This window comes from Amycolatopsis mongoliensis (assembly GCF_030285665.1).
GTDB classification, from domain to species: Bacteria; Actinomycetota; Actinomycetes; order Mycobacteriales; family Pseudonocardiaceae; genus Amycolatopsis; species Amycolatopsis mongoliensis.
Genome location: NZ_CP127295.1, coordinates 7374593 through 7400325, shown reverse-complemented (window position 1 = coordinate 7400325; position 25733 = coordinate 7374593). Strand labels below are relative to the sequence as shown.

The 25733-nt window shown below is 72.8% G+C and carries 30 protein-coding genes; 17 read left to right on the top strand and 13 right to left on the bottom strand.

The window, feature by feature from the left end; genetic code table 11:
- The first annotated feature begins 150 nt into the window (after positions 1 to 150).
- The gene (locus QRX60_RS35650) at positions 151 to 306 is read left to right on the top strand and encodes a hypothetical protein (protein ID WP_285995838.1); all 156 of its coding nucleotides are present in this window, start codon (positions 151 to 153) and stop codon (positions 304 to 306) included.
- A 90-nt stretch (positions 307 to 396) separates the two neighbouring features.
- Here QRX60_RS35650 and QRX60_RS35645 read toward each other — a convergent pair whose 3' ends face one another.
- From QRX60_RS35645 to QRX60_RS35635, 3 genes are read right to left on the bottom strand one after another with little or no spacing between them, the layout of a single operon-like run.
- Positions 397 to 1179 (bottom strand): ATP-binding protein, encoded by a 783-nt coding sequence (locus QRX60_RS35645; protein WP_285995837.1) that lies wholly within the window; start codon positions 1177 to 1179, stop codon positions 397 to 399.
- Complete coding sequence (locus QRX60_RS35640; protein ID WP_285995836.1) at positions 1176 to 1334, bottom strand: hypothetical protein; 159 nt, start codon at positions 1332 to 1334, stop codon at positions 1176 to 1178. The genes QRX60_RS35645 and QRX60_RS35640 overlap by 4 nt, the downstream gene beginning before the upstream one ends.
- 52 nt (positions 1335 to 1386) lie before the next feature.
- Positions 1387 to 2661 carry an ATP-grasp domain-containing protein gene (locus tag QRX60_RS35635; RefSeq protein ID WP_285995835.1) on the bottom strand — a complete coding sequence of 425 codons (1275 nt, stop codon included), beginning with the start codon at positions 2659 to 2661 and terminating at the stop codon, positions 1387 to 1389.
- 84 nt (positions 2662 to 2745) lie between these two features.
- Between QRX60_RS35635 and QRX60_RS35630 the strand changes: the two genes are divergently transcribed.
- From QRX60_RS35630 to QRX60_RS35620, 3 genes are all read left to right on the top strand, one after another.
- Positions 2746 to 4248 carry an FAD-dependent oxidoreductase gene (locus QRX60_RS35630; RefSeq protein ID WP_285995834.1) on the top strand — a complete coding sequence of 501 codons (1503 nt, stop codon included), beginning with the start codon at positions 2746 to 2748 and terminating at the stop codon, positions 4246 to 4248.
- 92 nt (positions 4249 to 4340) lie between these two features.
- The gene (locus QRX60_RS35625) at positions 4341 to 5342 is read left to right on the top strand and encodes a DNA topoisomerase IB (RefSeq protein WP_285995833.1); all 1002 of its coding nucleotides are present in this window, start codon (positions 4341 to 4343) and stop codon (positions 5340 to 5342) included.
- Between the two features lie 133 nt (positions 5343 to 5475).
- Positions 5476 to 5817 (top strand): hypothetical protein, encoded by a 342-nt coding sequence (locus QRX60_RS35620; RefSeq protein ID WP_285995832.1) that lies wholly within the window; start codon positions 5476 to 5478, stop codon positions 5815 to 5817.
- Between the two features lie 124 nt (positions 5818 to 5941).
- On the opposite strand, the gene QRX60_RS35615 is transcribed toward QRX60_RS35620, so the two are convergent.
- Both QRX60_RS35615 and QRX60_RS35610 read right to left on the bottom strand, forming a co-directional pair.
- On the bottom strand, positions 5942 to 6322 hold the full coding sequence (locus QRX60_RS35615) for a VOC family protein (RefSeq protein ID WP_285995831.1): 381 nt from the start codon (positions 6320 to 6322) through the stop codon (positions 5942 to 5944).
- A gap of 4 nt (positions 6323 to 6326) precedes the next feature.
- Positions 6327 to 7313: a YihY/virulence factor BrkB family protein gene (locus QRX60_RS35610; RefSeq protein WP_285995830.1), complete on the bottom strand. Its 987-nt coding sequence runs from the start codon at positions 7311 to 7313 to the stop codon at positions 6327 to 6329.
- An 82-nt stretch (positions 7314 to 7395) separates the two neighbouring features.
- On the opposite strand from QRX60_RS35610, the gene QRX60_RS35605 reads away from it, so the two are divergent.
- Positions 7396 to 7860 carry an SRPBCC family protein gene (locus tag QRX60_RS35605; protein WP_285995829.1) on the top strand — a complete coding sequence of 155 codons (465 nt, stop codon included), beginning with the start codon at positions 7396 to 7398 and terminating at the stop codon, positions 7858 to 7860.
- Positions 7861 to 7939: 79 nt separating this feature from the next.
- Here the strand turns inward: QRX60_RS35605 and QRX60_RS35600 are convergent, their stop codons facing one another.
- The 6 genes from QRX60_RS35600 to QRX60_RS35575 form a co-directional block, all read right to left on the bottom strand.
- A complete protein-coding gene (locus QRX60_RS35600) occupies positions 7940 to 9532 on the bottom strand; it encodes a phytoene desaturase family protein (protein WP_285995828.1) in 1593 nt (530 codons plus the stop codon).
- Between the two features lie 17 nt (positions 9533 to 9549).
- Positions 9550 to 10623, bottom strand: a complete 1074-nt coding sequence (locus tag QRX60_RS35595) for an NAD-dependent epimerase/dehydratase family protein (protein WP_285995827.1) — start codon at positions 10621 to 10623, stop codon at positions 9550 to 9552.
- A gap of 34 nt (positions 10624 to 10657) precedes the next feature.
- On the bottom strand, positions 10658 to 12682 hold the full coding sequence (locus tag QRX60_RS35590; protein ID WP_285995826.1) for a CocE/NonD family hydrolase: 2025 nt from the start codon (positions 12680 to 12682) through the stop codon (positions 10658 to 10660).
- A 20-nt stretch (positions 12683 to 12702) separates the two neighbouring features.
- Positions 12703 to 13893, bottom strand: a complete 1191-nt coding sequence (locus QRX60_RS35585; RefSeq protein ID WP_285995825.1) for a zinc-dependent alcohol dehydrogenase — start codon at positions 13891 to 13893, stop codon at positions 12703 to 12705.
- 352 nt (positions 13894 to 14245) lie between these two features.
- On the bottom strand, positions 14246 to 15241 hold the full coding sequence (locus QRX60_RS35580; protein ID WP_285995824.1) for an inorganic phosphate transporter: 996 nt from the start codon (positions 15239 to 15241) through the stop codon (positions 14246 to 14248).
- A complete protein-coding gene (locus tag QRX60_RS35575; protein ID WP_285995823.1) occupies positions 15242 to 15856 on the bottom strand; it encodes a DUF47 domain-containing protein in 615 nt (204 codons plus the stop codon).
- A gap of 331 nt (positions 15857 to 16187) precedes the next feature.
- On the opposite strand from QRX60_RS35575, the gene QRX60_RS35570 reads away from it, so the two are divergent.
- The 3 genes from QRX60_RS35570 to QRX60_RS35560 all read left to right on the top strand — a co-directional run bounded on the left by QRX60_RS35570 (position 16188) and on the right by QRX60_RS35560 (position 18372).
- A complete protein-coding gene (locus tag QRX60_RS35570; RefSeq protein WP_285995822.1) occupies positions 16188 to 17396 on the top strand; it encodes a glycosyltransferase in 1209 nt (402 codons plus the stop codon).
- A 94-nt stretch (positions 17397 to 17490) separates the two neighbouring features.
- Positions 17491 to 18096: a flavodoxin family protein gene (locus QRX60_RS35565; RefSeq protein WP_285995821.1), complete on the top strand. Its 606-nt coding sequence runs from the start codon at positions 17491 to 17493 to the stop codon at positions 18094 to 18096.
- 90 nt (positions 18097 to 18186) lie between these two features.
- Positions 18187 to 18372, top strand: a complete 186-nt coding sequence (locus QRX60_RS35560; protein WP_285995820.1) for a hypothetical protein — start codon at positions 18187 to 18189, stop codon at positions 18370 to 18372.
- 51 nt (positions 18373 to 18423) lie between these two features.
- Here QRX60_RS35560 and QRX60_RS35555 read toward each other — a convergent pair whose 3' ends face one another.
- Positions 18424 to 19668 (bottom strand): FUSC family protein, encoded by a 1245-nt coding sequence (locus QRX60_RS35555; RefSeq protein ID WP_285995819.1) that lies wholly within the window; start codon positions 19666 to 19668, stop codon positions 18424 to 18426.
- Positions 19669 to 20027: 359 nt separating this feature from the next.
- Here QRX60_RS35555 and QRX60_RS35550 point away from each other — a divergent pair, with 359 nt between their 5' ends.
- The 4 genes from QRX60_RS35550 to QRX60_RS35535 are packed head-to-tail and all read left to right on the top strand — an operon-like array spanning position 20028 to position 22597.
- A complete protein-coding gene (locus QRX60_RS35550) occupies positions 20028 to 20525 on the top strand; it encodes a DUF4383 domain-containing protein (RefSeq protein ID WP_285995818.1) in 498 nt (165 codons plus the stop codon).
- The gene (locus QRX60_RS35545; protein WP_285995817.1) at positions 20522 to 20920 is read left to right on the top strand and encodes a hypothetical protein; all 399 of its coding nucleotides are present in this window, start codon (positions 20522 to 20524) and stop codon (positions 20918 to 20920) included. The genes QRX60_RS35550 and QRX60_RS35545 overlap by 4 nt, the downstream gene beginning before the upstream one ends.
- A gap of 5 nt (positions 20921 to 20925) precedes the next feature.
- The gene (locus QRX60_RS35540; protein ID WP_286003767.1) at positions 20926 to 21126 is read left to right on the top strand and encodes a VOC family protein; all 201 of its coding nucleotides are present in this window, start codon (positions 20926 to 20928) and stop codon (positions 21124 to 21126) included.
- Between the two features lie 16 nt (positions 21127 to 21142).
- A complete protein-coding gene (locus QRX60_RS35535) occupies positions 21143 to 22597 on the top strand; it encodes a recombinase family protein (protein ID WP_285995816.1) in 1455 nt (484 codons plus the stop codon).
- A gap of 59 nt (positions 22598 to 22656) precedes the next feature.
- On the opposite strand, the gene QRX60_RS35530 is transcribed toward QRX60_RS35535, so the two are convergent.
- Positions 22657 to 23241, bottom strand: a complete 585-nt coding sequence (locus QRX60_RS35530; protein WP_285995815.1) for a hypothetical protein — start codon at positions 23239 to 23241, stop codon at positions 22657 to 22659.
- A 163-nt stretch (positions 23242 to 23404) separates the two neighbouring features.
- Here QRX60_RS35530 and QRX60_RS35525 point away from each other — a divergent pair, with 163 nt between their 5' ends.
- The 5 genes from QRX60_RS35525 to QRX60_RS35505 all read left to right on the top strand — a co-directional run bounded on the left by QRX60_RS35525 (position 23405) and on the right by QRX60_RS35505 (position 25722).
- Entirely contained in the window at positions 23405 to 23629 is a 225-nt protein-coding gene (locus QRX60_RS35525) for a helix-turn-helix domain-containing protein (protein ID WP_285995814.1), read from the top strand.
- Positions 23630 to 23764: 135 nt separating this feature from the next.
- The gene (locus QRX60_RS35520) at positions 23765 to 24676 is read left to right on the top strand and encodes a helix-turn-helix domain-containing protein (RefSeq protein ID WP_285995813.1); all 912 of its coding nucleotides are present in this window, start codon (positions 23765 to 23767) and stop codon (positions 24674 to 24676) included.
- Complete coding sequence (locus QRX60_RS35515; protein WP_285995812.1) at positions 24666 to 24929, top strand: hypothetical protein; 264 nt, start codon at positions 24666 to 24668, stop codon at positions 24927 to 24929. The genes QRX60_RS35520 and QRX60_RS35515 overlap by 11 nt, the downstream gene beginning before the upstream one ends.
- A complete protein-coding gene (locus QRX60_RS35510) occupies positions 24926 to 25288 on the top strand; it encodes a hypothetical protein (RefSeq protein ID WP_285995811.1) in 363 nt (120 codons plus the stop codon). Before QRX60_RS35515 ends, QRX60_RS35510 begins: the two co-directional genes overlap by 4 nt.
- Positions 25285 to 25722 carry a helix-turn-helix domain-containing protein gene (locus QRX60_RS35505; protein WP_285995810.1) on the top strand — a complete coding sequence of 146 codons (438 nt, stop codon included), beginning with the start codon at positions 25285 to 25287 and terminating at the stop codon, positions 25720 to 25722. Before QRX60_RS35510 ends, QRX60_RS35505 begins: the two co-directional genes overlap by 4 nt.
- The last annotated feature ends 11 nt before the right edge of the window (positions 25723 to 25733 follow it).

The window sequence follows — 25733 nt, the reverse complement described above, 5'->3', positions numbered from 1 at the left end:
CTCCTTCACCTGGCCGCGGCCCGGCGCACTCGCCGGCGGACAACCGCGTCGCTTCGGGCTACCCGGCCAAGACCAGCGCAAACGCCACCGGTTGAACGGGCTGCGGCGGGGTATCCGGGCCCGGAACGGACCCCGGAGAAAGGCACGGCCATGACGTCCCAGGACCGCACCCAGCACCCGACCGAAGCCACCAGCGGCGACGACCCGCACGGCGACACCCCGGAAGCGCAGCGCGAGACGCTCCGCGGCGAACAGGGCACGTCGAGCGGCGACCAGCACGACGACAGCGACCCGCAGTCGGGCTGACCGATCCCGGGGGCGCATCCGGTCGCACGGGTGACGCCGGGCCCTCGGTGAGCCGCACCGGCACGTTCTTCTCCTTGCCCGGCAACGGGTTCAGGGAGCCCGCCGCACCCGCCCGGGGTCGCCCGCGCGTCCACCCGCCCGGGCCAGCACCGCCCAGACGACCTTGCCGCCCGCCCAGGACCCGCTGCACCCCCAGACGCGCGCGATCTGCGCGACCATCTGCAGTCCGAGGCCCGGATCGGTGCTGTCGACCCGTTCGTGCAGCACCGCCGGGCGCGGATCGTCGTCCGCGACGGCGACCGTGAAAACGCCACGCCGCAGCTCCAGCCGCAGCCGGGGGGCGGAGTCCGTGTGCCGGATCGTGTTCTCGACCAGCTCCGTCGCGATGACGAGCGCGTCCTCGGTGTGCTCCGGCACCTGCCACTCCGCGCAGACGCGGGCGATGAACTGCCGCGCCAGCGCCGACGCGCCGACCCTCGCGGCCAGCAGCTGCACCGCCCGGCGCCGCGGCGGGTGGTCCAGCTCCCGTTCGGCCGTGCCGACGTCGGGGTGCACCGTCACGAACCGGCCGACCGCCTGCCTCGCCAGCAGCACGAAGTGCTCCGGCCGGGGAGTGACCAGCGCGAACGGGACGCCGGGCCAGTCGCGGATCCGCAGCGCGATCGTCGCGAACAGGCTGGCCAGCCGATCTTCCTCGATGGTGAGCCCGCCGATGTCGGCGATCACGCCGTCGGGAGCGTCCGTGACGATCTTGAGCAGGCCGTTCCGCAGGTCGGGGTAGGTTTCCGAGCCGAGCGTCCCGGTCACGGTCACCACCGTCGCCCGGTCACGGATCTCCGGGACCAGGTGCACGGACGCCGCGGGGCCGGTCATGGCGCGCCCGCGTGGGTGACGCCGTAGTCGCTGAGCAGAGAGAGACGTTCGGGCGAGACCGCGGGGAGCACGCTCGCCGCGGGAAGGTCCGCGGGTACTACCCGGACGAGGGGGCGGAGCACCTCCACGTCGCGGTGGATGGCGACGGGGACCACCTCCTCACCCTGCCACCGTAGCCCGGCCTCCCCGGGCACGCACGGACACCCGTCACACCTTGTCGAACTCGAACGGCAGTGCGTCGACGCACGCCTGGTACTTCTGGACCATCTCGTGCTCGGTGTGCGCCGCCACGAACAGCTGGGCCAGCTCGAAGCTGTAGCTGTCCTGCTCCGGCAACTCGGACAACCGCTGCCCCACCTCGGGCACGACCTCGATCCGGGTGCCGTCGATCCGTTCCCGGATCGCCGCGATCTCCTCCCGGGTCGGCACGCGCGTCACCACGCCGTCTTCGAAGCGGCGCAGGTACCACTTCCCGGCGATCTGGTACTGGCCCTTCCGCGGCCGGCGCCCGGGGTCCTGGCCCAGGCCGAGGCGCACCATGATCTCGTGGTTGGCGACCCCGTCGACGAACTCGAACAGCTCGGCGTGCGACTGCGAGTGCCGCGGGTTGATCTCCAGCAGGGCGACCTGGCCCGACTCGGGGTCGCAGAAGAACTCGATGCTGAACGTGCCGTTGTCGTAGCCGATCCGCTTCATCACGCGCTCGGCCACCTCACGCATGCGCCGGACGGGCTCCTCGCCCAGCTGCGACGGGTACTGGTGGCGCAGGAACGACGAACTCTCCGGGTAGTCGATCGAGTCGAGGGCGCCGTAGACGACGACTTCACCGTGGTAGACGTATCCCTCCACCGCCGCCTGGACACCGTGCAGGGCCTCTTCGGCCAGGCAGGCCGCCCCGCCGACCCGGGCGATCTCCGGCGGCAGCCGCACCTGGTCGAGCACGGCGCCGAACGGCTCCCCCACTCTGCCGACGCCGGCGCGGATCTCGGCGACCGCGTCGGCGAACTCGCCCTCGTTCGCCGCCTTGAACGCGAGTTCGGAGGAGAACGACTTCACCGGCTTGAGCCACATCGGGAAGCGGACGCCCTCGGGGGGCACCGGACGCTCGTCGTCGAGGTCGACGATGCCGAAGTTCGGCAGCTCGTCGATCACCTCGCGCTGTTCGAGCCGGCTCCAGTACTTGTGCTCGCACTTCAGCACGGCCTCCAGCGACAGGCTCGGGAGGCCGTACCGGGCGCACAGGATCGGGACGAGGGTCGCCGCCGGGAAGTCCCAGTAGGTGACGATCGCGGCGATGTCGCCGTCGAACGCGTCGAGCTGGTGCTGCGCGGTCTTCAGCAGCGCCTCGAAGTCGATTTCGCCGTGCTGCAGTTCTTCCGGGCTCAGCAGGCCGTGGAACCGGTAGGTCCCGGCCCAGGGCAGGCGGTCCAGCACACGGTGGTTCTCCTCGTCCAGGCCGATCACGAAGATGGTGGTACTCATGCCGGGAGGCCTACCCGGGCCCTGCCGCCCGAAACGGTCCGGACGGCCGAGTTTCGCCGCCCCCTCAGCGGGCACCCCGCGCGCATGACCGCTCTGCCCGAACCGCTTTCCCTCTGGGTCGAAACCGCGCCCGCGCCGGACCGCACCGGGGTGCCGGTGCCCGCGGAGGCCGACGTCGCGGTGCTCGGCGCGGGCATCGCCGGGCTCACCACGGCGCTGCTGCTCGCCCGCCGCGGCCGCTCGGTCGTCGTGCTGGAGGCCGAGCGGGTCGCCGCCGGGGTGTCCGGCCACACGACGGCGAAGGTCAGCGCCCAGCACGGCGTGAAGTACGCGGAGCTGACGTCCCGGCACGGCGCGGAAGCGGCCAAGACGTACGCCGAGTCGCAGACCGCCGCGCTCGAGTGGGTCGCCGCCACGGCGGCCGAGTGCGGGATCGACTGCGGCTTCACCCGCGCCGACAGCTACGTCTACACGACGCGGGAGAACACGGTCGACGCGCTGAAGCGGGAGGCGGACGCCGCGGCCGCGGCGGGCCTGGCCGCCTCGTTCGTCGACGAGGTCGCGCTCGACGTCCCCGCGCTCGGCGCCGTCCGGACCACCGGGCAGGCGCACTTCCACCCGCGCCGGTGGCTGCTCGGCCTGGCCGACGAGATCGAACGCGCGGGCGGCACGGTCGTCGAGAACGCCCGCGCGACCGCGCTGAACGGCCACACCGTCCGCACGTCACGCGGCGACGTCGCGGCGGCCGAGGTCGTCGTCGCGACCCACTACCCCGTGCTCGACCGCGGCCTGTACTTCGCCCGCCTCGAGCCGGTCCGCGACCTCGTCGTCGCGGGCCCGGCGGCCGGGAACACCCCGCCGGAGGGCATGTTCCTCGACGCCGACACGCACCATTCCGTGCGCGGGTACACCGAGGCGGGCACGCCGCTGGTGATCGCCGGCGGCGAGCACTACCGCGTCGGGGCGCACGTGAACGTCGAGCGCCGGTACCGGCGGCTCGCCGGCTGGGCGGACGCGCACGCGGGCCTGCACCGCGTGACCCACCGCTGGTCCGCCCACGACCTGTCCACAGTGGACAAACTGCCCTACGTCGGCCGGTACCTGCCGGGGACGAAGCACCTCTGGGTGGCGACCGGGTTCGGCCAGTGGGGCATGACCGGCGGCACCTCGGCCGGTCACGTCCTCGCGGCGCGGATCCTCGGCGAGCCGCACCCGGCCGCGGACCTGGTCGACCCCAACCGGTTCGACGCCCGTTCGGTGCTCGGCGTGGCCGAGGACAACCTGACGGTCGCGCGGTACCTGATCGGCGACCACGTCGCCGCGCTGGGGCGGTCGGACAAGCTCGACGACCTCCGCCCCGGTGACGCGGAGGTCGTCCGCGTCGGCGGCGAGCTGGTCGCCGCGCACCGCGACGAGGCCGGGCAGCTGCACACCGTCGGCGCGCACTGCACGCACCTCGGCTGCCTGGTCTCGTTCAACGACGCGGAAAAGACCTGGGACTGTCCCTGTCACGACTCCCGGTTCGGCGTCGACGGCGAGGTCGTGCAAGGCCCGGCGGTCCGCCCACTGCGCCGCGGGCCCGCCTGAGGCCACTCCCTTCCGGGTGACTTTCCCCGGCGTGCGCGGCCGGCGTCCGGCAATCATGGTTTCCGCGCGGGCGGGGCGGGTATTTCGCGGCGATGGGACGCACCAGACTCCGCCGCAGTGACGTGCGCGGACCCGGCATCCGGCGGATCCGTCGCGGCCGCGGGTTCTCCTACGCCACGTCCGGCGGCGAGCCGGAGCTGCTCGACCGGATCAAGGGCCTGGTCATCCCGCCGGCCTGGCGGGACGTGTGGATCTGCCCGTACCCGAACGGGCACGTCCAGGCCGTCGGGACCGACGACGCGGGGCGGCGCCAGTACCTCTACCACGAGCAGTGGCGCCGGGACCGCGACGAGGAGAAGCACGACCGCGTGCTGGCGATGGCCCGGCGGCTCCCGGCGTGGCGGGCCTCGGTCGAGGCCGACCTCACCGGATCCGGCCTCACCCGGAAACGGGTCCTCGCGGCGGCGCTGCGGATGCTCGACCGGGGGATCTTCCGCACCGGCGGCGAGGAGTACGCGGAGGAGAACGGCACCCACGGCGTCGCGACGCTGCTGCGTTCGCACGCGGCGGTCCGCGGGGACGAGTGCCGGTTCTGCTACGTCGCCAAGGGCGGTCTCGACCGCGAAGTGGTGATCCGGGACGCCGCGCTGGCGTCGGTGGTGAAGTCGCTGCTGCGCAGCCGGGCCGACAGTGACCGGCTGCTCGTCCACCGCGAGGGCCGGACCTGGCAAGAGGTGCACGCGGCCGACGTCAACGAGCGGTTCAAGGAGCTGGCCGGCGACGACTGCACCGCGAAGGACCTGCGCACGTGGACCGCGACGGTGCTGGCGGCGGCCGCGTTCGCCGCGGCGGACCTGCCGTCGTCGGAGGCGGCCCGCAAGCGTGCGGAGGCCGGCGTGATGAAGGAGGTTTCCCGGGCGCTCGGCAACACCCCGGCGGTGTGCCGGTCGTCCTATGTGGACCCCCGGCTGGTGGAGGCCTACCGGGCCGAGCGCACGATCGCGGCGGCGGTGAAGCGGGCGGGACGCGTCGACGGTGACGACGCGCGGGCGGTGCTGGAGAAGGCGTGCGCGCGTCTGCTCAGCCGCGCGTGATTAACCGTCACCCGGGCGGGGAAACCAGCCCGTGTTCGGTCAGCGGCGAGCGGCAGGGGGCACAGTGAGTGAGCGTGGATCCACCCGTACGTGTACTGGCCCGCGGACCCGCTCGTCCGGGAACCTGGGACCGGTGAACCCCGATGCTTCCCCCGTGCGCTGGCGCGCGTCGATCGGCCTCGCGGTCGGCGGCGACGGCCCGGTGTCGAGCATCGTCGAATCCGACCACGGGAGCGAGGGCTCGGCCCGGGAGTGGATCGAGCGGAAGCTGCCGCGGACGAGGTTTCCCGCGTGGATCCCGGCGGCCCGCCGGGCCGACGGGGTCGAGCTGTTCGGCCGGGTCGCCCGCGGGCGCGTGGTGACCGGGCGGCTCCTGCCGACCTGGGAGTCCGAGGGGACGCCCGTGTGGCACGCGGACCGGGCCGGCGACCAGGTCCAGTGGCGCCGCTGTGCGGCCGAAGGCGACGAGCGCTGAGGTCCCCCGGGCCTGCCGGGAACGGAACTTTCCCCACGCCGCCCCGCACGGTCCGGAGCAGGACGCGCGGGCCGGGGGCACCGCAGGTCGTCCCGTTCACCGCACCGGATGCCCGGACCTCGTGTCAGGCCGCCCCGACGTCCTTGCGCAGCAGGCAGAACTCGTTGCCCTCCGGGTCCTGCAGCACCTCCCAGGACTCACTGCCGTCCTGACCCACGTCCGCCGGGCGCGCGCCCAGTGCCAGCAACCGGGCCAGCTCCGTCTCCTGGTCGCAGCCCGCCGGGCTCACGTCCAGGTGCAGCGGCAGCTTCCCGCGGCGGGGGTGCTCCGTCCGGGCCAGCACCAGCGTCGGCGGTCCCTCGCCGAACCGGCCGCCGGGCGGGCCCAGCTCGAGGCCGTCGGGTTCGTGGCCGATCACCTCGTAGCCGAGCACCGCGCACCAGAACTCGGCGAGCCGGTCGGGGTCCCGGCAGTCCAGCACGAGCTCGGTGATCCGGCAGGCCATCCGCTCAGCTCCGTTCGGTTTCCTTCGCCACGCTCGCGGCTTCGTCGTCGTCCATCGCCTTCGTGTCGCGCGGCGGCAGGAAGGGCTCCTCCTGGTCCTCCGCGTGCCCCTCCTCGATCGTGCGCCCGCGGGCCAGCTCGGCGTCCAGCTCCGCCCCCAGCACGACCGCGAGGTTCGAGATCCACAACCATACAAGGAACACGATCACCCCGGCCAGCGAACCGTAGGTCTTGTTGTAGGAGCCGAAGTTCGCGACGTACAGCGCGAATCCCGCTGACGCCAGCACCCACAGCAGCACGGCCACCAGCCCGCCCGGCGTCAGCCACTTGAACCCCGGCTGCCGCACGTTCGGCCCGACCCAGTACAGCAGCGCGAACGCCAGGCTGACGAGCAGCGCGATCACCGGCCACTTCGCGATCTCCCACACCAGGATCCCGGTCGGCCCGAGGCCGATCAGGTCGCCGATCCGGCGGGCGACCGAGCCGGTCGCGACCACGCCCAGCGCGCACGCCGCCAGCAGCACGACGATGCCGATCGTCAGCGCGATCCGCAGCGGGATCGTCTTCCAGATCGGGCGTCCTTCGGGCATGCCGTAGATCGAGTTCGATGCGCGCATGAACGCGCCGACGTAGCCGGACGCCGACCACAGCGCGCCGAGCAGGCCGAGGATCGCCAGCGGCCCGGCCAGGGTGCGCGAGCCGGCCAGCTCCTTGATCGCGCCGACGAGAATGTCCTTGCCCTGCCCCGGAACGACCTGGTTGACGGTGTCGATCACGGTCTGGATCGCGGTCGGGCCCAGCAGGCCGAGGATCGCCGTGAGCACGATGATGCCCGGGAACAGCGACAGCACCGCGTAGTAGGTCAGCGCGGCCGCCCAGTCGGTCAGGTTGTCCCGGTTGAACTGCTTGAAGGTGTGCTTGAGCACCCCGCCCCACGTCCCTTTGGACAGTTCGCCCGGTCCTTCGGGCGTTTTCCTTCGTCCGGCCACCATCGCCACCTCCGCTTTCCCGCAGCGGGCATACCCCGTCCGCGACGGGGTACTCCTGGTCTGTCCCGATGAGCAGGAGGAAGCCGTGACCGAGGTCAGCCGCGTGATCGACGTGCCCCCCGAGGCCGTGTTCGAGGTTCTCGCCGACGGCTGGCTCTACGCCGGCTGGGTGGTCGGGAGCTCGCACATCCGTGACGTCGAGCCGGAGTGGCCGTCGGTGGGCTCGAAGATCCACCACAGCGTCGGCCCGTGGCCGGTGCACATCCAGGACGAAACCGTCGTGACGGCGGTCGAACCGGGACAGTCGCTGTCCCTGGAAGCCCGCGGCTGGCCCCTCGGCGCGGCGGCGGTCGGGCTCACGCTCGTGCCGCACGGCGCGGGGACGCTCGTCCGGATGACCGAGCACATCGTCCGCGGGCCCGGGAAGGTGCTGCCGGCCGCACTGCAGTCGCTGCTGGTGAAGCCGCGGAACACGGAGTCGCTGGCCCGGCTGGCCGACCTGGCGGTCGGCAAGTACGCCCGGGCGAAGAGCGGCCACCCGCGCCCGTGACGCCCGAAGCCGTGAATGGCACATCGAGGGACTCAGAGTCCGTGAATGTGCCATTCACGGACTTGCCGGACCGCCGGGGTCAGCCGTAGATCGCGCGGTGGGCCGCGCGGATCACCGCCGCGTAGCCGCCCCCGAGGTGGCCGGCGCGGGCCAGCGCGGCCCGCGCCGCGTTCGCGCCCGGGCCGCCGTGCACCGCGCCGCCGGGATGCGCGGACGCCCCCGCCAGGAACAGCCGGTCCACCGGCGTGTCCGCGCGTCCCGTCCCCGGGACCGGGCGGAAGAACAGCTGCTGGTGGATCGCCGTCGTCCCCGCGTTGATCGCGCCACCCACCAGCCCCGGGTTGTGGTCCGCCAGCTCGGCCGGCCCCTGCAGGTACCGGGCCTTGATCAGGCCGGTGAACCCGGGCGCGTTCGCCTCGACGGTCTCCTCGATGCGCTTGGCCCGCCGCTCCAGGGCCGCGCGGTTCTCCATCGTGCCGCGCGGCACGTGCGTGTACGCCCACGCCGCCTCCGTGCCCGCGGGCGACCGCGTCGGGTCGGTCGTGGTCATCTGGCCGAGCAGCAGGAACGGCCGGCGCGGGGTCCTGCCGCGCGCGAGCTCACCACCGAACGCCGACAGCCCGTCCAGGTCCGCCCCGAGGTGGACCGTACCGGCGCCGCGGGCGGCTCCGGCCGTCCACGGGATCGGGCTGGACAGCGCCCAGTCCACCTTCACCGTCGCACTGTCCCATTCGAACTTGCCGAGGTCCTCGACCAGCCGCGCGGGCAGGCACTCCTCCCCCACCAGCTCGCGGTACAGCAGCGGCGCGGGGACGTCGGCGAGCACGGCCTTGCGCGCCCGGACCGGGTTGCCGTCGGCGTCACGCACGCCCAGCGCGCGGCCGCCGCCGACGAGGACCTCCCGCACCGGACGTCCACAGTGGACCTGTCCGCCCCGGGACTCCAGCCGGCGCACCAGGGCCGAGATCAGCTCGCCCGCACCGCCTTCGGGAACCGGGAACCCTTCGTCCTGCCCGATCATCGCGAGCAGCCAGCCGAAGACCGCGCTGCCCGCGTTGTCCACGGACAGGTCGCTGTGCGCGGAGTTCCCCGCCACCAGCAGCCGGGCGCCCTCCCCGGCGAACAGCTCGTCGCCGAACCGGCGGGCCGGCAGGGTCAGCATGCGCGCGAGGCGCAGCGCGTCGGCGGTACCGGTGTGGCGCAGCAGCTTCAGCGCCGGGCGGACCGGTGGGAACGGCGTGAACAACGCGTTCAGCAAGGGCTCGCGGATCTCCCGCCACTGCTCGAACAGGCGCCGCCACGCGTCGCCGTCGCCGGGCGCGAACTCGTCGACCGACGCCGCCGTGCGGTCGACGTCGCGCGAGAGCACCACGCTCCGGTCGTCGGGCAGGACGTGGGCCAGCACGTCGGGCGCGTGCCGCCAGCGCAGGCCGTGGTCCTGCAGCCGCAGGCTCTTGATCGCCGGTGACACCGCCGTGAGCGGGTAGAAGGCGCTGAACAGGTCGTTGCGGAAGCCGGGCTCGGTGACCTCGGCGGTCCGGACCGCACCGCCGGGGTGCCCGGTCGCCTCCAGCACGAGCACCGACCAGCCCGCGTCCGCCAGGATGTTCGCCGCCACCAGGCCGTTGTGCCCGGCGCCGATCACGACGGCGTCGGCGGCTTCGGTACTCACTGGCGGCCTCCCGGCGATCAGGACTGCGACTGGTGGCTCGGCCCGATCCGGGTGAGGGAGCGGAGCCGGGCCAGGGCCCCGTCGCGGCGCGGCGGAGCCAGGGGCGCACTCGCCGCCCCCGCGCCCGACCGGAGCCCGGCGACCAGCTCGGCGAGCGCGGACGCGGCGTCGTACCGAGGTTGCCAGCCCAGCGCCGTCTCCGCCAGCGTCGTGTCGGCGAGCGCCGCCCGGTCGGCGAGCTCGAGCCAGCCCGGGTGCAGCGGCAGCGCCCCGGTCCACCACGCGGCCCGGGCCGCGACCTGCACCAACGGCTTCGGAACCGGGAGGCGGGCCCCGCCGAGGACCGCGGCCAGCGCGTCGGCGTCCAGCACCTCGGGCGCGGCGAGGTTGACCGGGCCGGTGAAGCGGGCGTCGAGGATCAGCCGGATCGCCTCGGCGACGTCGGAGGTGTGCACGATCTGCGCGCGCAGGTCCGTCCACAGCGGAACCGGCAGCCCGCGGCCGCCGACGAGCCGGGCGGGCACCACCGGGTCGAGCAGCCAGCGCGCGAACTCCCCGGCCGCGCGCCGGTGCAGGATCGCGCACGGCCGCAGCCGGGCGACCCCGACCTCCGGGTGGCGCTCCTCGAACCGGTCGAGCAGGGTCTCCAGCGCGGCCTTGCCCCGGCTGTAGGCGCTGTGCGCGATCCCGGTGCACGGATGCGCTTCGGGGACCTTCTCCCAGCGCGGCGCGGGCCCGTAGGCGGCCACCGAAGACGCGACGACCAGGTGCGGCACCCGGGCCGCCGCGGCCGCGGACAGGACATGACGGGTGCCGTGGTCGTTGGTGCGCCACATCGGCGGGTCGCCGCGCACCGGCGAGATGGCCCAGGCGAGGTGGACGACGGCGTCGGCGCTCTCGAACAGGTCGGTCAGCTCCCGGTCGGCGCCGGGCACCCCGACGTCGACGGCGCGCCAGCCCGCCCGGCGGTACGGCTCGGCCGTCGTGTCGGGCAGCCGGCGGGCCAAGCCGACGAGGTCGTCGCCGGGTTCGAGGGCGTCCAGCAGTGCTGTCCCGACGTTGCCGGTGGCCCCGGTGATCACGATGCGCACCCCGGGTGCGTACCCCGTCACGCGCCGGTGAAACTCAGACCAGGTCGCGCGGGATCCGCCGGTGCCAGTTGCGGGAGACGATCCGGCGGGCGCCGTCGTAGCCGTCGAGCCGGGCGTCGATGACGAACTCCGTCTCGGTGCACGACACGCGGGTGCGGGTCTCGCTGCGCGCCTGCCACTCCCCGCGGGCGAACGTCACGACCCACTCGGTCTCCGCGACCGGCGAGCAGAAGTCGTCGGCTTCCCAGCTGTAGCGCTCCCGGACGTCGCGGGTGACCTCCAGGTCGAGGTCGTCGAAGCGCACGGTGCCCGCGTTCTTCACGATGTCCAGCGCGGAGTGGTAGTCGACGAGGTCCCGCGAGACGGTCCAGCGCTGCTCCCCCGGCGTCAGCGCGGTCACCGGGATCGGCGGCGTGCCTTCGGGTTCGCCGAACGGCCGGGCCGGCAGCTCGTCCGGTTCGGCGACCGGGCGCACCGGCAGCTCCAGCGCGCTTTGTCCGGTGTGGACGGACAGCTGCACGGGCTTCGGCGGCGGCCAGGCCAGCGGCCAGTACGAAGTGGACAGCGAGAGCCGGATCCGGTGGCCCGCCGGGAAAGCCTGCGCGACGGCGTTCAGCTCGATCTCGACCGCGCAGCGCTCGCCGGGTTCCATCGGCGCCGGCTCGTCGTGCCCGTCGCGGTGGGTCAGGTTGAGCAGGCCGTAGGTGACGCGCGTGGCGCGCCCGTCCGGCGCGACGTCGGACAGGCGGGCCGCGACCATCGCGACCGGCTGGTCGGCCGCGACCTCCAGCCGCACCTTCGGCGAGCCGAGGATCTCGCAGCGCTCGGTGAGCACGTCGGTGTCGAAGACCAGCGACCCGCCGTCTTCTTCGCGCTGGTCGTAGGGCAGGTCCGGCGGGGCGCTGTAGGACGCCCACTTGCCGCTGAACTGCCCGACCGAAAGCGGGGAAGACACCGTCAGCGCCTCGTCTTCGACGGTCTCGCCGGGGCGAGCCAGGCGATGGGGTGCCAGGGGCAGCTCGGTGGGCCGCACGTGCGGCGAGGGCCAGGTGGATTCCCCGACCCAGCGGCCGGGCCGGTCCTCGTAGGACGTGGAGGGCGGGACGCTCTCCTGCATCCACGTCCGCAGCATCGGGCCGTCCATGGCCTGGTTCTCCTCGCCGCGGAGCCAGTGGTCCCACCACGTCACGACTTCCTGGAGGTAGCCGATGGCCGGCCCCGGCTCGCCGAGGTGCGGGTACTTGTGCGACCAGGGCCCGATCAGGCCGCGCCGCGGGACGTCGAGGTGGGCGAGCAGCCGGATGACGGCGTTGGAGTAGCCGTCGGCCCAGCCGCTCGAGGCGAGCACCGGGACCTGGACGTCGCTGTAGTTCCCGCAGACCGAGGCGTGCCGCCAGTAGTCGTCACGGCGCTGGTGGGCGAGCCAGTTCCCGATCCACAGGCTGCAGTTCTCCAGCCGCTCCCGCCACATCCCGCGCCACCGCTCGCCGGCGACGGCCGGGTCCGGCGGCAGCGTGGCGTAGGCGAACATGGTCCCGGACTCGGCGACGTTGTCCGAGAGCAGGCAGCCGCCCATGTAGTGCATGTCGTCGGCGAACCGGTCGTCGGTGAACGACGAGATCACGATCGCCCGCAGGCTCGGCGGTTTCCGCGCCGCCACCTGCAGGGCGGCGAACGCGCCCCACGAGATCCCCATCATCCCGGTGTCGCCGGTGCACCACGGCCGCGCGGCGATCCACTCCAGGACGTCCTCGGCGTCGAGCTGCTCGCGTTCGAGGTACTCGTCGGCCAGGACCCCCTCGGACTCGCCGGTGCCGCGGATGTCCACGCGCACGCAGGCGTACCCGTGCCCGGCGAGGTAGGGGTGGTGGATCGAGTCGCGCGGCGCGGCGAGGTCCCGCTTGCGGTAGGGGATGTATTCGAGGATCGCCGGTACCGGCTCGGTGTCCGACGCGACCGGCCGCCAGATGCGGGCGGAGAGGACGGTTCCGTCGGACACCGGGATCCGGACGTGGTCGGTCTCGGTGATTTCGTACGGCAGCGAGGTGACGGCTCGCAACGGCAGGTTCCTCCCGGGGGTTACTTGGCGGGCTGCAGCAGGATCTTCTGGGCGCCGTCGAGCTTCTTCTGGAAGATCTCGTAGGCCCGGGGTGCCTCGGCCAGCGGCAGCTTGTGCGTGGCGAAGCCCTCGACGCCGAGCGGGTCGCCGTCGGCGGTGAGCACCGGCATGATGTCGTCGAGCCAGTGCCGGACGTTCGCCTGGCCCATCCGCAGCTGGATCTGCTTGTCGAACAGCTCCATCATCGGCATCGGGTCGACCATGCCGCCGTAGACGCCGGACAGCGAGATCGTGCCGCCGCGGCGGACGCTGTCGATGGCCGCGTACAGCACGCTCAGCCGGTCGATGCCGGCCTTCTCGGTGACCTTGGCGCCGATGGCCTGCGGCAGCAGGTTGACCAGGTTCTGCGCGAGCTTGCCGACCGGGGCGCCGTGGGCCTCCATGCCGACGGCGTCGATGACCGAATCCGCGCCGCGGCCGTTCGTGAGCTGGCGGATGGCGTCGCCGATGTCCTTGTGGTCGCGGGTGTCGAGGGCGGTGGCGCCGTGCTCGCGGGCCCGGGCGAGCCGCTCGGGCACGAGGTCGACGCCGATCACCTGGCCGGCGCCGCGGTGCCGCGCGACGCGGCAGCTCATCTGCCCGATCGGCCCGAGCCCGAACACGACGACCGTGCCGTCGCGGGGGACGTTCGCGTACTCGACGGCCTGCCACGCGGTGGGCACCACGTCGGAGAGGTAGACGAACCGCTCGTCCGGCGGGCCGTCCGGCACCTTGATCGGGCCGTACTGCGCCTGCGGGACGCGCAGGTACTCGGCCTGGCCGCCGGGGACCTGGCCGTAGAGCTTGGTGTAGCCGAGCAGCGCGGCGCCCTTGCCCTGCTCCTTGACCTGGGTGGTCTCGCACTGCGACTGGAGGCCGCGTTCGCACATCCAGCAGTGGCCGCAGGAGATGTTGAACGGGATCACGACGCGGTCGCCGGGCTTGATGCCGGTGACGGCGTCCCCGACCTCCTCGACGATCCCCATCGGCTCGTGGCCGAGGATGTCCCCCTCGGTCATGAACGCCCCCAGCACCTCGTACAGGTGCAGGTCGGAGCCGCAGATCCCGGTCGAGGTGACGCGGATGACGGCGTCGGTGGACTCCTCGATCTTGGGGTCCGGTACCTCCTCTACGCGGACGTCGCGCTTGCCGTGCCAGGTGACTGCCTTCATGGCTCTCCTTTTCCGCGTACGGGTATCGGGGCCCGGTTTCCCGCAGGAGGAGGTGGCAAACGCGGCTGAGGTCAGCGTGTCCGGCGGCCGGTGACCTGAATGAGTCATTCAAGTCGCCAGAGGACGTGAATGAGTCATTCAAGACATCGCCGCAACCCGATCATCTACCGCACCCCCGCACCAGCCCGCGAGACGGCCGACCTCACCAGAGCAACGCAACGGCACGAGAGAGTCGCTCACCACCGCGGCCAGCGCGACTCAGGTCCGCACGTCCGGCAGCCGGACGCCCTGAATGACTCATTCAAGTCACCAGACGTCTTGAATGAGTCATTCAAGACAGCGCCGAACCGGCTCAGGTGAGCGCGTCGGCCACCAGGTACACCGCGGCCGCCACCGCCGCCGCGGCCGGGAAGGTCAGGACCCAGCCCAGCACGATGTCGCGCGCGATCCCCCACCGCACCGCCGACAGCCGCCGGGTCGCGCCCACGCCCATGATCGCCGCCGTGATCACGTGGGTCGTCGAGATCGGGGCCTTCACCGCGAACGCCGTCACGTACAGCACCGACGAGGCCACCGACTCCGCGACGAAGCCGTGCGGCGGGTCCAGCGGGAACACCCGCCGCCCCAGGGTCCGCATGATCCGGAGGCCGCCCGAATACGTGCCCAGCGACAAGGCCGCCGCGCACAGCAGCGTCACCCACAACGGCACCGCGAACGTCGTCTGCTCCCCCGCCGCCACCAGCGCCAGGACGATCACGCCCATGCCCTTCTGCGCGTCCTGGAGACCGTGGCCGAGGGCGAGCGCCGAGGCCGAGAGGATCTGGAACCGGCGGAACACCCGGCCGCTGCGGTGCGGGTTGGCGCGGCGCAGCAGCCACAGCGCCGCGACCATCGCGAAGTAGCCCAGGCCCAGCCCGAGCAGCGGGGACGCGACCATCGGGATCAGCACCTTCTCGCCGATCCCGGCCCAGTGCACGGTGCTCGCGGCGGCCAGCGCCGCGCCGACCATCCCGCCGATCAGCGAGTGCGAGGACGACGAGGGCAGCCCGAAGTACCAGGTGGTCAGGTTCCAGGTGATCGCCCCGGCGAGCGCGGCGAACACGACGGTGAGCGCGTCCGGGCCGGCCGGGACGTCGATGATGCCCTTGGCCACCGTCGCGGCGATGCCGGTGGACAGCAGCGCGCCCGCCAGGTTCATCACCGCCGCCAGCAGCAGCGCCGCGCGCAGGGTCAGCGCCCGCGTCGAGACCGCGCTCGCGATCGCGTTGGCCGCGTCGTGGAACCCGTTGGTGTAGTCGAAGAAGAGCGTCAGGACGATCACGACGACCAGGGCGGCCGTGCCCGTCACTCAGGACTCCTTGACGGCGATGGTCTGTACCACGTCGGCGACGTGCTCGAACGCGTCGGCCGCCAGCTCGAACTGCTCGACGACCTCCTTGGTCTTCAGCACTTCCAGGGCGTCCCCGCCGGGCTCGAACAGGTGGGCCAGCATCCGCCGGTAGATCCGGTCGGCTTCGTTCTCCAGCTCGTTGATCTCGATCCAGTACGGCTCGAGCTCCCCCACCTTCGCCAGCCCCGGCATCGACTCCGCGGTCAGCTCCGCGGCCCGCGAAAGCACCCGGACCAGCACGTCGGTCCCGGGCGGGAACGCTTCGATGCGGTACAGCACGGCCAGGTCCGCCGCGGTGTCCATGAAGTCGAGCACGTCGTCGATCTTGCCGGCCAGCGCCTGGATGTCCTCACGGTCGAACGGCGTCACGAACGAGCTGTTCAGCTCCACCATGATCGTGTGCATCAGCTCGTCGCCGTGGTGCTCGACCTCGTGCAGGCGCTTCGCGAGCGGCTCCCTCTCCCCGGGCTCCGCGGCGATGAGGTCGCGCAGCACCGCGGTGGCGGTCACCAGGTTTCTCGCCGCGTCCGTGAGCAGGTCGAAGAACCGGGTACCCCGTGGGGTGAACCGCATGGAAGGCCGTCCCTTCGTCGACGCGAGCGCCGTGAGCCGGGTACCCCGCACCGGGGCACGTTTAACGGGCGTTGTCCGGGAAACCAGGAGGTCATGACCGATCCCGGTGCCCGGCGCCCGAGACTACTGCGCTGGCGCGCGCACGGCGCCGGGGGCACGCGGTGCGCCGGCGACGTCCACCGCCACCTGCGCATCGCCGGCCGGACCGGCTCGCACCGTCCCTTTTGGAGGCGTCGCACCGCCTCGAACCCCAGGCCGGGCGCCTTCCCCACCCCTCGCGGCCCCCTCCTCGCCGCGACGGTCCGCTGAACCCGAAGGGAACGCCCCACCGATGAAGATCGCGATGGTGTCCGAGCACGCCAACCCCTTGGCGGCACCGGGCGGAACCGACGCCGGCGGACAGAACGTGCACGTCGCCGAGCTGTCGGCGGCGCTCACGCGCGCCGGCCACGACGTCACCGTCCACACGCGCCGCGAGAGCCGTGACGAGCCGCCCGAAGTCCGGGCTCCGCAGGGGTACCGGGTCGTGTCCGTGCCCGCCGGGCCGCCGCGCAAGGAGCCGAAGGACCACCTCCTGCCCCACATGGGCGAGTTCGGCAGCTTCCTGCGGGACCGCTGGGCCGGCGACCGGCCGGACGTCGCGCACGCGCACTCCTGGATGTCCGGTCTCGCGACCGTCCTCGCCGCGAGCGCGACCGGGACGCCGGTCGCGCAGACCTTCCACACCCTCGGCGTGGTCGAGAAGCGCCACCAGGGCGAGCGGGACACCAGCCCGGCCGACCGGATCCGGCTGGAGCGGATCATCGCGCGGCAGGCCGGGCGCGTGATCGCCACCAGCTCCGACGAGGTGTTCGAGCTGGCGCGCCTCGGCGTGCCGCGGTCGCGGATCTCGATCGTGCCGTGCGGCGTCGACCTCGGGCGGTTCACCACGGACGGGCCGGCGGCCCGCCGCCGCGAACGCCACCGGCTGGTGACCGTGGGCCGGCTGGTGCCGCGCAAGGGGTTCGACGTCGCGATCACCGCGCTCACCCAGCTGCCGGACACCGAGCTGGTGATCGCGGGCGGTCCCGGGCGCGACCGCCTGCCGCAGGACCCCGAGGCGAGGCGGCTGCGGGAGCTGGCCGGCCGGCTGGGCGTCGGCGACCGCGTCCGGTGGCCCGGCCGGGTGTCCCGCGAGGACCTGCCCGCCCTGCTGCGCTCGGCCGACGTCGTCGTGTGCACGCCGTGGTACGAGCCGTTCGGGATCGTGCCCCTGGAGGCGATGGCCTGCGGTGTCCCGGTGGTCGCGACGGCGGTGGGCGGGCTGACCGACACCGTCGTCGACGGGGTCACCGGGCTGCTGGTCCGGCCGCGGCAGCCGAAGGAACTCGTCTCGCGGGTCCGGCGGCTGCTCGACGACCCCGCGCTCTGCCAGGCGTACGGCTCCGCGGGCCACGACCGGGCGGAGGTCCGCTACTCGTGGGACCGCGTCGCCGCCGACACGCTGCGCGCCTACCACAAGCTGGTGCCGGAAACCGCGGTGACGGCGGAGGCCCGCTGACCCGGTTTGCGCCCACCGGGGCCGGGTAGCCGACCGGCACGGCGGATCCGCGGACGCCCCGCACCGGCGCCGACCCGCACCCACGGAGGCAGTCATGACCCTGCGCGTCCTCGCACTGACCTGCACGCTCAAGCCGTCGCCCGCGAAGTCGAGCAGCGACCTCATCGCACGCCAGCTGCTCGACCTCTTCGCCGAGCAGGGTGTCACGGGCGAGGTGGTCCGCGTCGTCGACCACGACGTCCACCCGGGCGTCGAAACCGACATGGGGGCGGGCGACGCATGGCCGGAGATCCGCCGCAAGCTCGTCGCCGCGGACATCCTGCTGGTCGCCACCCCGACGTGGGTCGGCCACATGTCGAGTGTCGCCCAGCGCGTCCTGGAACGGCTGGACGCGGAACTGTCCGAAACGGACGAAGAGGGCCGGCCGGCGATGGTCGGCAAGGTCGCGGTCGCGGCGGTGGTGGGCAACGAGGACGGCGCCCACAAGATCATCGCGGACCTGTTCCAGGCGCTGGACGACATCGGCTTCACGGTGCCCGCGCAGGGCGGCACGTACTGGAACGGCGAAGCCATGCAAGGCGGCGACTACCAGGACCTCGCCGAGACGCCGAAGGCCGTGGCCTCGGCGAACGCGACGCTGGTCCGCAACGCCGTCCACCTGGCGAACCTGCTCGGAGCGAAGCCGTACCCGGCGTCCTGACTACTCCTTTCGAGTGATGCGATTGCTCCGGACGAGTGTGGCGCGGGCCACGGGGTAAGCGGTCGGGACCGACCACAGTCAGGGGGCACCATGCCGAACCGAGTGCTGATCAGCCGCGACAGCAAGCCCATCTCGTGCGAGGAGTGCGGGCTGCCCGCGCTGCACGTCGCCCGGCTGGTCGCCGGCGACGGCACCTTGCTGGGCCAGACGATGGTGTGCACGGCCTGCCGCCGCCACCGTTCGGAGGCCGCGGCCGAGGCGGTCGCGGTCCCGTAAGCCGGGCACTCCAGCACCGCGGCCGGCCGGAAGGTCCGTGAACAGGCCTGTTCACGGACCTTCCGGCCGGGTTCCGCGGGTCTCCAGCTTCTCCACCAGCAGCCGCGCCGGGAGCGTCATCGTGCCGAGGCCCAGCCGGGCCGGCACCCCGTCCCCCTCGGCCGTCACCAGCCGCTCCTCCAGCTTCTCCAGCAGCGCGCGGCACTCCTCCAGGTCGACCGGCTCACCCGCCACCGCCACCGCCTGGACGGCACCCGCCAGCAGGTGCACCAGGTCCGCCAGCGAGTCCCGCGCGTCCGGCCAGGGGTACTCGAAGGGGTGCTGGTCCCGCCGGGCCGCCGTGGTGCGCACCGCGGAGACCAGCTGCGCCACCGCGGGCCACAACGCGATCAGGATCCGAAGTGGACGCTCGTGGTGCGCCCCGGACTTCGGGCGGCCGCGGCGCAGGTTCAGCACCCGCCCTTCCCGCGTCAGGCCGGCCGCTTCTTCGGCGGCCACCACCTGGCTTCGCGTGTCCCGGGCCTGCGTCAGCAGGTCACCGAGGTCCCCCGGGTCGTCGCGGCGGACCAGGTCGGACACCGATTCCAGGAGGTCCGCCAGCGCGGTCGCGAGCCGGTCGGTCGCCGTGGCCAGGCGTTCGCCGTAGAGCGGCGGGAAGATCAGCGTGTTCACCGCGACGCCGATCGCCGCGCCCAGCGCCGTCTCCAGGAGCCGGTCGCCCATCAGCACCGGGTCCCGGGCCGTGCCGTAGGAGATCAGCAGCATGCCGGTGACGCCGACCCAGACCCCGGAGTCCCCGAAGCGCCGCCAGTTCCCGGCCAGCAGGCCCACGAAGACGACCACGGCCAGCGCGACCGCCTGCGACGGGATCAGCTGGCCGGCGACGGCCGCGAGGAGCACGCCGGTGGCCACCGAGCCGACCTGCTGGATCCACCCGCGCAGCGACCGGTACACGGTCGCTTCCACCAGGAAGATGGCCGCGTACGGGGCCAGGAACGGCTGCGGCAGCTTCAGCACCAGCGTCGCCAGCAGCCACGCCGCGGTCGCCGCCAGCGTGGCCTTGGCCGTCTGGACGAGGATCCGGCGTTCGCGGCCCGGCACCCGCACCGCGCGGGCGAGCCAGCCCACCGGGGACCGGTCGTGCCGTTCGGTGTCCGCCGGACCGAACGCCGCGGCGAGGCCGCGCTTGACGTCGTCGCCCACCCGCACCCCGAAGGCTCGGCGCTTGCCGTGGTGCCGCTCGGTCGTCCTCGCTCCGGCGTGGCCGCGGTGCGCCCGCCCCTCGTGGTCGGCCATCGTCCTCCTCGTCCTCGCCACGCCGGTTTACCCGGCGGGCCGGCGAGCGAACCGCGTCCCGGCCGCGGGTTTGGTTCCCGGTGGGCGTGGTAGCCGACCGGGAACGAGAGGAGAGGCCCGTGGTCCTTCCGGCGCCATTGCCCGCCGAAGCCGCTTCGCCGCGGCGCGCAGTCGTGACCAGCACGGGCCACCGGCACGACCGGCGTTCCCCCTGAGACCAGGGGCCCGCGTCCTGGTTGCAGGGACCGGCGCGGGTCCCGGCCGCGGGCCGGACGGCGGCCCCCAGCCCGCCGTCCGGCTCCTTCCACTTGCCCGTTTCCCCGTGGGCACAACGGGTATCCGCCGCGAAGGAGGCTCCCATGACGTCCGCCGAGACCCGCTCCCGGAGCGGACCGGCCTGGCTCCGCCCGGCCGTGGCCGTGCTGGGGCTGCTGTACCTCGCGCTCGGCGTCGCCGGATTCGTGACACCGGGAACGGCGGCGATCGGCCACGGGACCGGCCGGACGGTGTGGATCTTCGGCGCTACCCCGCTGCTCGACCTCGTCCACACCGCGGTCGGCGTGCTCGGGCTGCTCGCCGCGACGCGGCGCACCCGCTCGATCATCTACTGCTGGGTCCTCTTCGCGGGTTTCGCCGGGATGACCGCGTACGGCGTCCTCTCGACGGCGTTCACCAATCCCGAAGACCCGATCAACGTCAACTGGGCGGACAACGCACTGCACGGGCTCACCGCGGTCGCCGGGCTCGTGCTGGGGATCTTCGGCGCCCGCGCCGCCGCGCGCCGGGCAGAACACCGAGTCAAGGAGGTTCCGATGCACCGCGAACGAGAAACCCCGCCGAGGAGGGCCGGCGCATGACGGTCGTCGTGCACCACCGGCTGCACGCGGACTTCGCCGTCCGGTTCCCCTGGCTGCGCCGCGCCCTGGGTCCGCGCAGCGGGCTCGAACTCGACGCCGCCGGCCTGCGCGTCCGGCTCGGGCCGTGGCTCGTCACGACACCGCTGAGCAACATCGCCGGTGCCGAGTCCGGCGGCCCCTACAGCGCACTTCGCGGTCTGGGCATCAGGCTGTCGCTCGCCGACCGCGGGCTGACCTTCGGGACGACGACCGAAGGCGGCGTGTGCCTGCGGTTCCACGAGCCGGTGCCCGGCATCGACCCGTGGGGCCTGGTCCGCCACCCGGGCCTGACGGTCACGGTCGCCGAACCGGACCTGGTCGCCGAGGCGATCAACCGGGTGGTGACGCGGGCGTGACGACCATGCGGATCCTGGCCGTCGCGGTCGACTGCCGGCAACCGGACCTGCTGGCCGGGTTCTGGGAAAAGGCGCTGGGGCAAGGGAAAACGCGAACCTGGACCGACTCCCACGGCCTGACCTACCACCAGCTGGACCTCGACGACGGGCCGGCGTTGCTGTTCCAGCCGGTACCCGAGGAGAGTTGCCGTCAAGACGTAACCTAGGGCACGATGCTTGATCGTGACCAGATACGTTGCGCTCTACTGCCGCCTCTCCCCTCGCCCAGACGGGTCCTACGAGGGCGTCGAGGCACAGGAACGGTGGGGTCGCGAGTACGCCGGCAAGAAGTGGCCAGGCGCGCCAATCGAGGTGTTCGCCGACAAGGGCATCTCCGCCGCGACCGACGACCACCGCCCAGGGTTCGAGCGATTCCGGCAGTGGCTCGACGAGGGAAAGATCGCTCACGTCTGGGCCGTCGAGCAATCCCGCCTCGAACGTCGCGAAGTCGAGTGGTTCGTCCTGGCCGCGGCGATGGAATTGGCGGGCATCGACGAGCTCGACACCAACCGCGACGGGATCGTGCGCGTACGCGAGGCGACGGCCGGCATAAAGGCGATCTTGAACGCTGACGAGGTCCGGAAGATCAAGAAGCGCGTGAACGACACGCTCGCCGAGAAGGCCGCGCTCGGCCTACCGGGCGGCGGCCGTCGATTCGGCTACGTCGCTGCGAAGACGGCCGATGGCGAGAAGACCTACGAGCTCGACGCAGCGAGGGCGGAGGCACTGCGCTGGGCCGCCGACCGCCTGCTGAGCGGCTGGGCGCTGGAGAACATCGCCGCTGCTCTGCGGGAGCGCGGGATCACCGGTACGCATGGCGGCACGCTGACAGGCAAGGGCGTCCGCCGCGTGATCATGAGCCCCACCAGCGCGGGCTTCCGGGTCTATCGCGGCCGCATCGTGGGCAAGGGCAACTGGCCGCCAATCCTCGACGAGGACACATGGCGGGAATGCCAGCTCCGGCTCACCGAAAACCGCAATGTCACCACCAGCGACGGGCGGGAGTACCCCATCGCCACCGGCCGCCACATCGGCTCACGAGCTGGCCGGCGGTACCTCCTCACCGGCGGACTCACCATCTGCGGCGTGTGCGGCGCGAGGATGATCGCCTCGCTCAAGCAGCTGCGGAACCGCGAGCCGAAGCCGTACTACCTCTGCCACCCGAAGTACGGCGGGAAGTCGTGCGTGGGCATCCTGGGCGCTGAGCTCGAAGCACACGTTCGAGACCGGCTGTTCGAGGAACTCGACAAGCCGGCGTTCCTCGAGGCGATCGCGACTGACGAGCAGGGCACGCGCCGCGACGAGATCACGTCCGCACTGAAGGACGTCGAGCGCCAGCGGAACGAGTTGGCCGCGGAATGGGCCATCCCGGGCGCGCTGACGATGTCCGAGTGGCAGACCGCCCGCCGGGGCCTCGCCGAGCAGGAGCAGAAGCTTCGCCGCGAGCTGGCCGATATGCCGCCACCCGTGGTGAACGTGGACATCGCGGCCGTCCGCGAGGCGTGGCCGGACATGCTGCTCGACGAACAGCGCGAGTTCGTGCGCCTGTTCGTCGAGATGGTCACGATCAAGCGCGCTCGGCCAGGGCTGAAAGCGTTCGACGGCGAGCGGGCAGTGATCGATTGGCGCAAGCGCTAGGGCATCCAAATTGGACTCAGAGTCGTGCAGAACCCCTTGCGCCGCAGGTCCGGACGAGCCTACTTCGGCGGGAGCAACCCGCGCTCTCGGCACTGCTTGGCCCACCGATTCGCCGTCGGACGGCTGATCGTCATCGCCTCGGCCGTCGCCGTCATTGCGCGGTGCGGGAACCGTTCCCACTCGCGCTGGTAGACCTCCGCGAACCGGCGCAGCTGGTCGAGCGACGGTCCACGCGGCGGGGTCACCGCCATCTGGTCTGGGGCCTGCTCGCGAGCGGGCGACGACACGTGCTCTTGCATCAGGCCCCACGTCATCAGGTCGTCGTCGAGCAGGTCGGGCAGCTCTCCCTCAGCGGCCGTCGCAGGCGACGGGGGCTCTCCAGGGTCGAAGTCCTCGAAGAGCTGCGCGAGCAGCGCACGCGGGCGGATGGCGCGCAGCGTGTCGGCGGTGATCTCGCCATCGTCGAACTCGCCAATCATCAGGCCGGTGATGACCGGGCGCCCGTCGCGGCTCCTCCCGACGCGAGCCAGGATCGGGGCTTCCAGGCCGCCGGCGCGCGCCTCGATCCAGTCGTCGCCGTCCAGCGCACGCGAACTCGGTTGTCGGTCCGGGTAGATCTCGAACCGGTCGCGCGGTGACGGCATAGCCAGGACTGTAGCCGGTTAGTAGCCACCTGTGTCACACCAGCGCGCCGGTGTCTCACGTGCCCGCGCCGACACGACACAGCCAGGTGGTTTCACCTTCGGTTCGCCGCTGGTTGCATCTCCCGCAGACGACCATGAGACGGTCGCGCGGAGGTGTATCACCATGGACCTGATCGAAGAGATCGAACTCGCCAAGCGGCTGCCCAAGCCCGCCGAGGCGCGCGCCATCCGGCTGCAGGCCGGCGTGCCGATCACCCGGCTCGCACGCGAACTCGACGTGCACCGCGTGAGCGTGGCGCGCTGGGAGGCCGGAAGCCGCAAGCCCCGCGGTCAGCTGCTGCTGCGCTACGCCAGCCTGCTCGACCAGCTGCGCAAGGCCGCGGCGTGACCCAGCCAACGCGGCAGTCCCGCGAACCCACCCGCGCGCTCGACGACCCCGTCGCGCTCGCGCGGGCTGCCCGCATCGTGCGCGCCGCACTGGCGCGACGTCGGGCCTCGCCCGCGACCACCGAGGCAGGTGGTCGTGCCGTCGCATGAGAGCGGGCAGGACCCCAGTAAGGCCCTGCCCGCACACCCGACCGTCAACCGGGATAACAGCAGCGAGCGTAACGCCTGGGTGTGCGTGCCCGCCGTTGCCTGGGTTCTCGACGAGGCGCCGGACGTCCCGGCATCACTCGTCGCGACACTCGTCGGCCTCGCGCGTCATGCCGACGAGAGCGGCCGGAACACCTTCCCGAGCGAAGCGGCACTCGCGCGGTACACCCGGAAGACGGTCCGCCAGGTCCGGCGCGACCTCGCGGAGCTACTGAGCCGCGGCTTGATTCGTCGGCCGGAGGACCAGAGCGCGGCGTCGGGGATCCGTGGCGACCGCAGGCCGACCGTGTACGACCTCGCGTGCGCCCCCGACCGTGCCGACGACCGGACACCCACGACCGGTCGTCAACGTCCGACCGGACACCCACGACCGGACGCCGATGACCAGACGACCGGACACCAGGGGCAGGACGACCGGACACCGGCGTCCTCCGAAGAAGCCTTGAAGAAGCCAGAACAAGCAGCTGCTGCGCCGGACCCCGTCACGGAAGAGCAGGACGCCACGACGGCCGCACTCGCTGCGCGCCTGGACGTCGACTACCCCACCGCTGCCCGGATCGTCGCCGAGGTCGAGCGCAGGCGCTCCCCGGGCAACCTCGGCGGCTACCTCCGGGCCTTGTCGGACGCCGATCTGCGCGCGTTCCTCGCACCGTCCAGGGCGCCACGGGTCGCCAGCACGCCGACCGCAGGACGGCTACCGCCTCCGTGCGGGCAGTGCGACGCGCGGCCCGGCGATCCGCCAACGGCCCGAATCGAGTGGCTCGACGACGACCGCTCTCGGTCCCGCCTGTGTCCCCGCTGCCACCCCGCACGCCAGGAGGTGAGTCCCGATGCGGCATGACTACCACTACGACCGGTCCGGCGAGCGCGTCGAGCACGACGACGAGCGCGACGACGCCCCGCACCGGTGCGACCGCGGCTTCGTCGACCGGGACGCAGACCACCCGGTCCCCTGCCTCGTCTGCCGCCCGTACCTCGCACCTGACCAGCTCGCCCCAGAGCCCCGCAAGCCCATGCCCGATCCCGAGGTCGCCCGCGCCGGTATGCGAGCCGTCCGCGCCGCCCTCGCTGCTGCGAAAGGCCACCACCGATGATCAACACTCCCGACCCGGCGACCACCGCCGCGACCGGTCGCGACCACGGCTCGCGCAACGATGCGCATGCATACGCGGGCGAGACCCCGGAGCGCCGCACGAAGGCCGGCCAGGGCTACACCGGCAAGACCGAGCTGAACAACGCGGACTTCCGGTTCCGAGCCGTGCTCGCCAGGCTCGCCCGCGACCCGGACGACGACGCGCGCCGCGAAGGCGCCCAGATCGCCGTCGAAGCCACGGAGATCATCCTCGCGCTCACCCGGCGGGCCGAGCGGGCTACAAGTGCGAACAGGCGCGCGGAGGCCGGCATCGCGAAGCTCGACGCCCAGCTCGCTCGTCGCCGTGGCGGCCCCGCGTGACCGAGCTCGCCGAGGTGCTGGTCGGTCCAGACGGGAGCGTCACCGTGCCGGCCGACGTCGCGGGCGAGGTCCTGAAGCTGCTGGTGTTCGCTGTGCACGAGCGCAGCCGCACGAGCGGAGCCACGCCCACCTCCCGGGCCCTTCGGCTGCTCGACGCCCTGAACGTCGGCAGGCAGCGCCACGACGCCGGTGGTGCGCCGCCGGACGAGCCGCCGGCCGCGCCCGGTAGGTCCGTGAGCGAGGTCGCCGAGGAGATGGGGTGTTCCCGGCAGTACGTCCGACGGCTGCTCGCCGCTGGACGCCTTCCCGGACGTCGCACCCGCGGCGGGTGGATCGTCTACACGGGACTTCTGGTTTCGGATCCGCAACCACCGCAACGGGATTCCGCCAAGCTGCTCACGGCCACCGAGCGCCAGGCGCGCGAGGCCGGCTGATGCACCGTCCC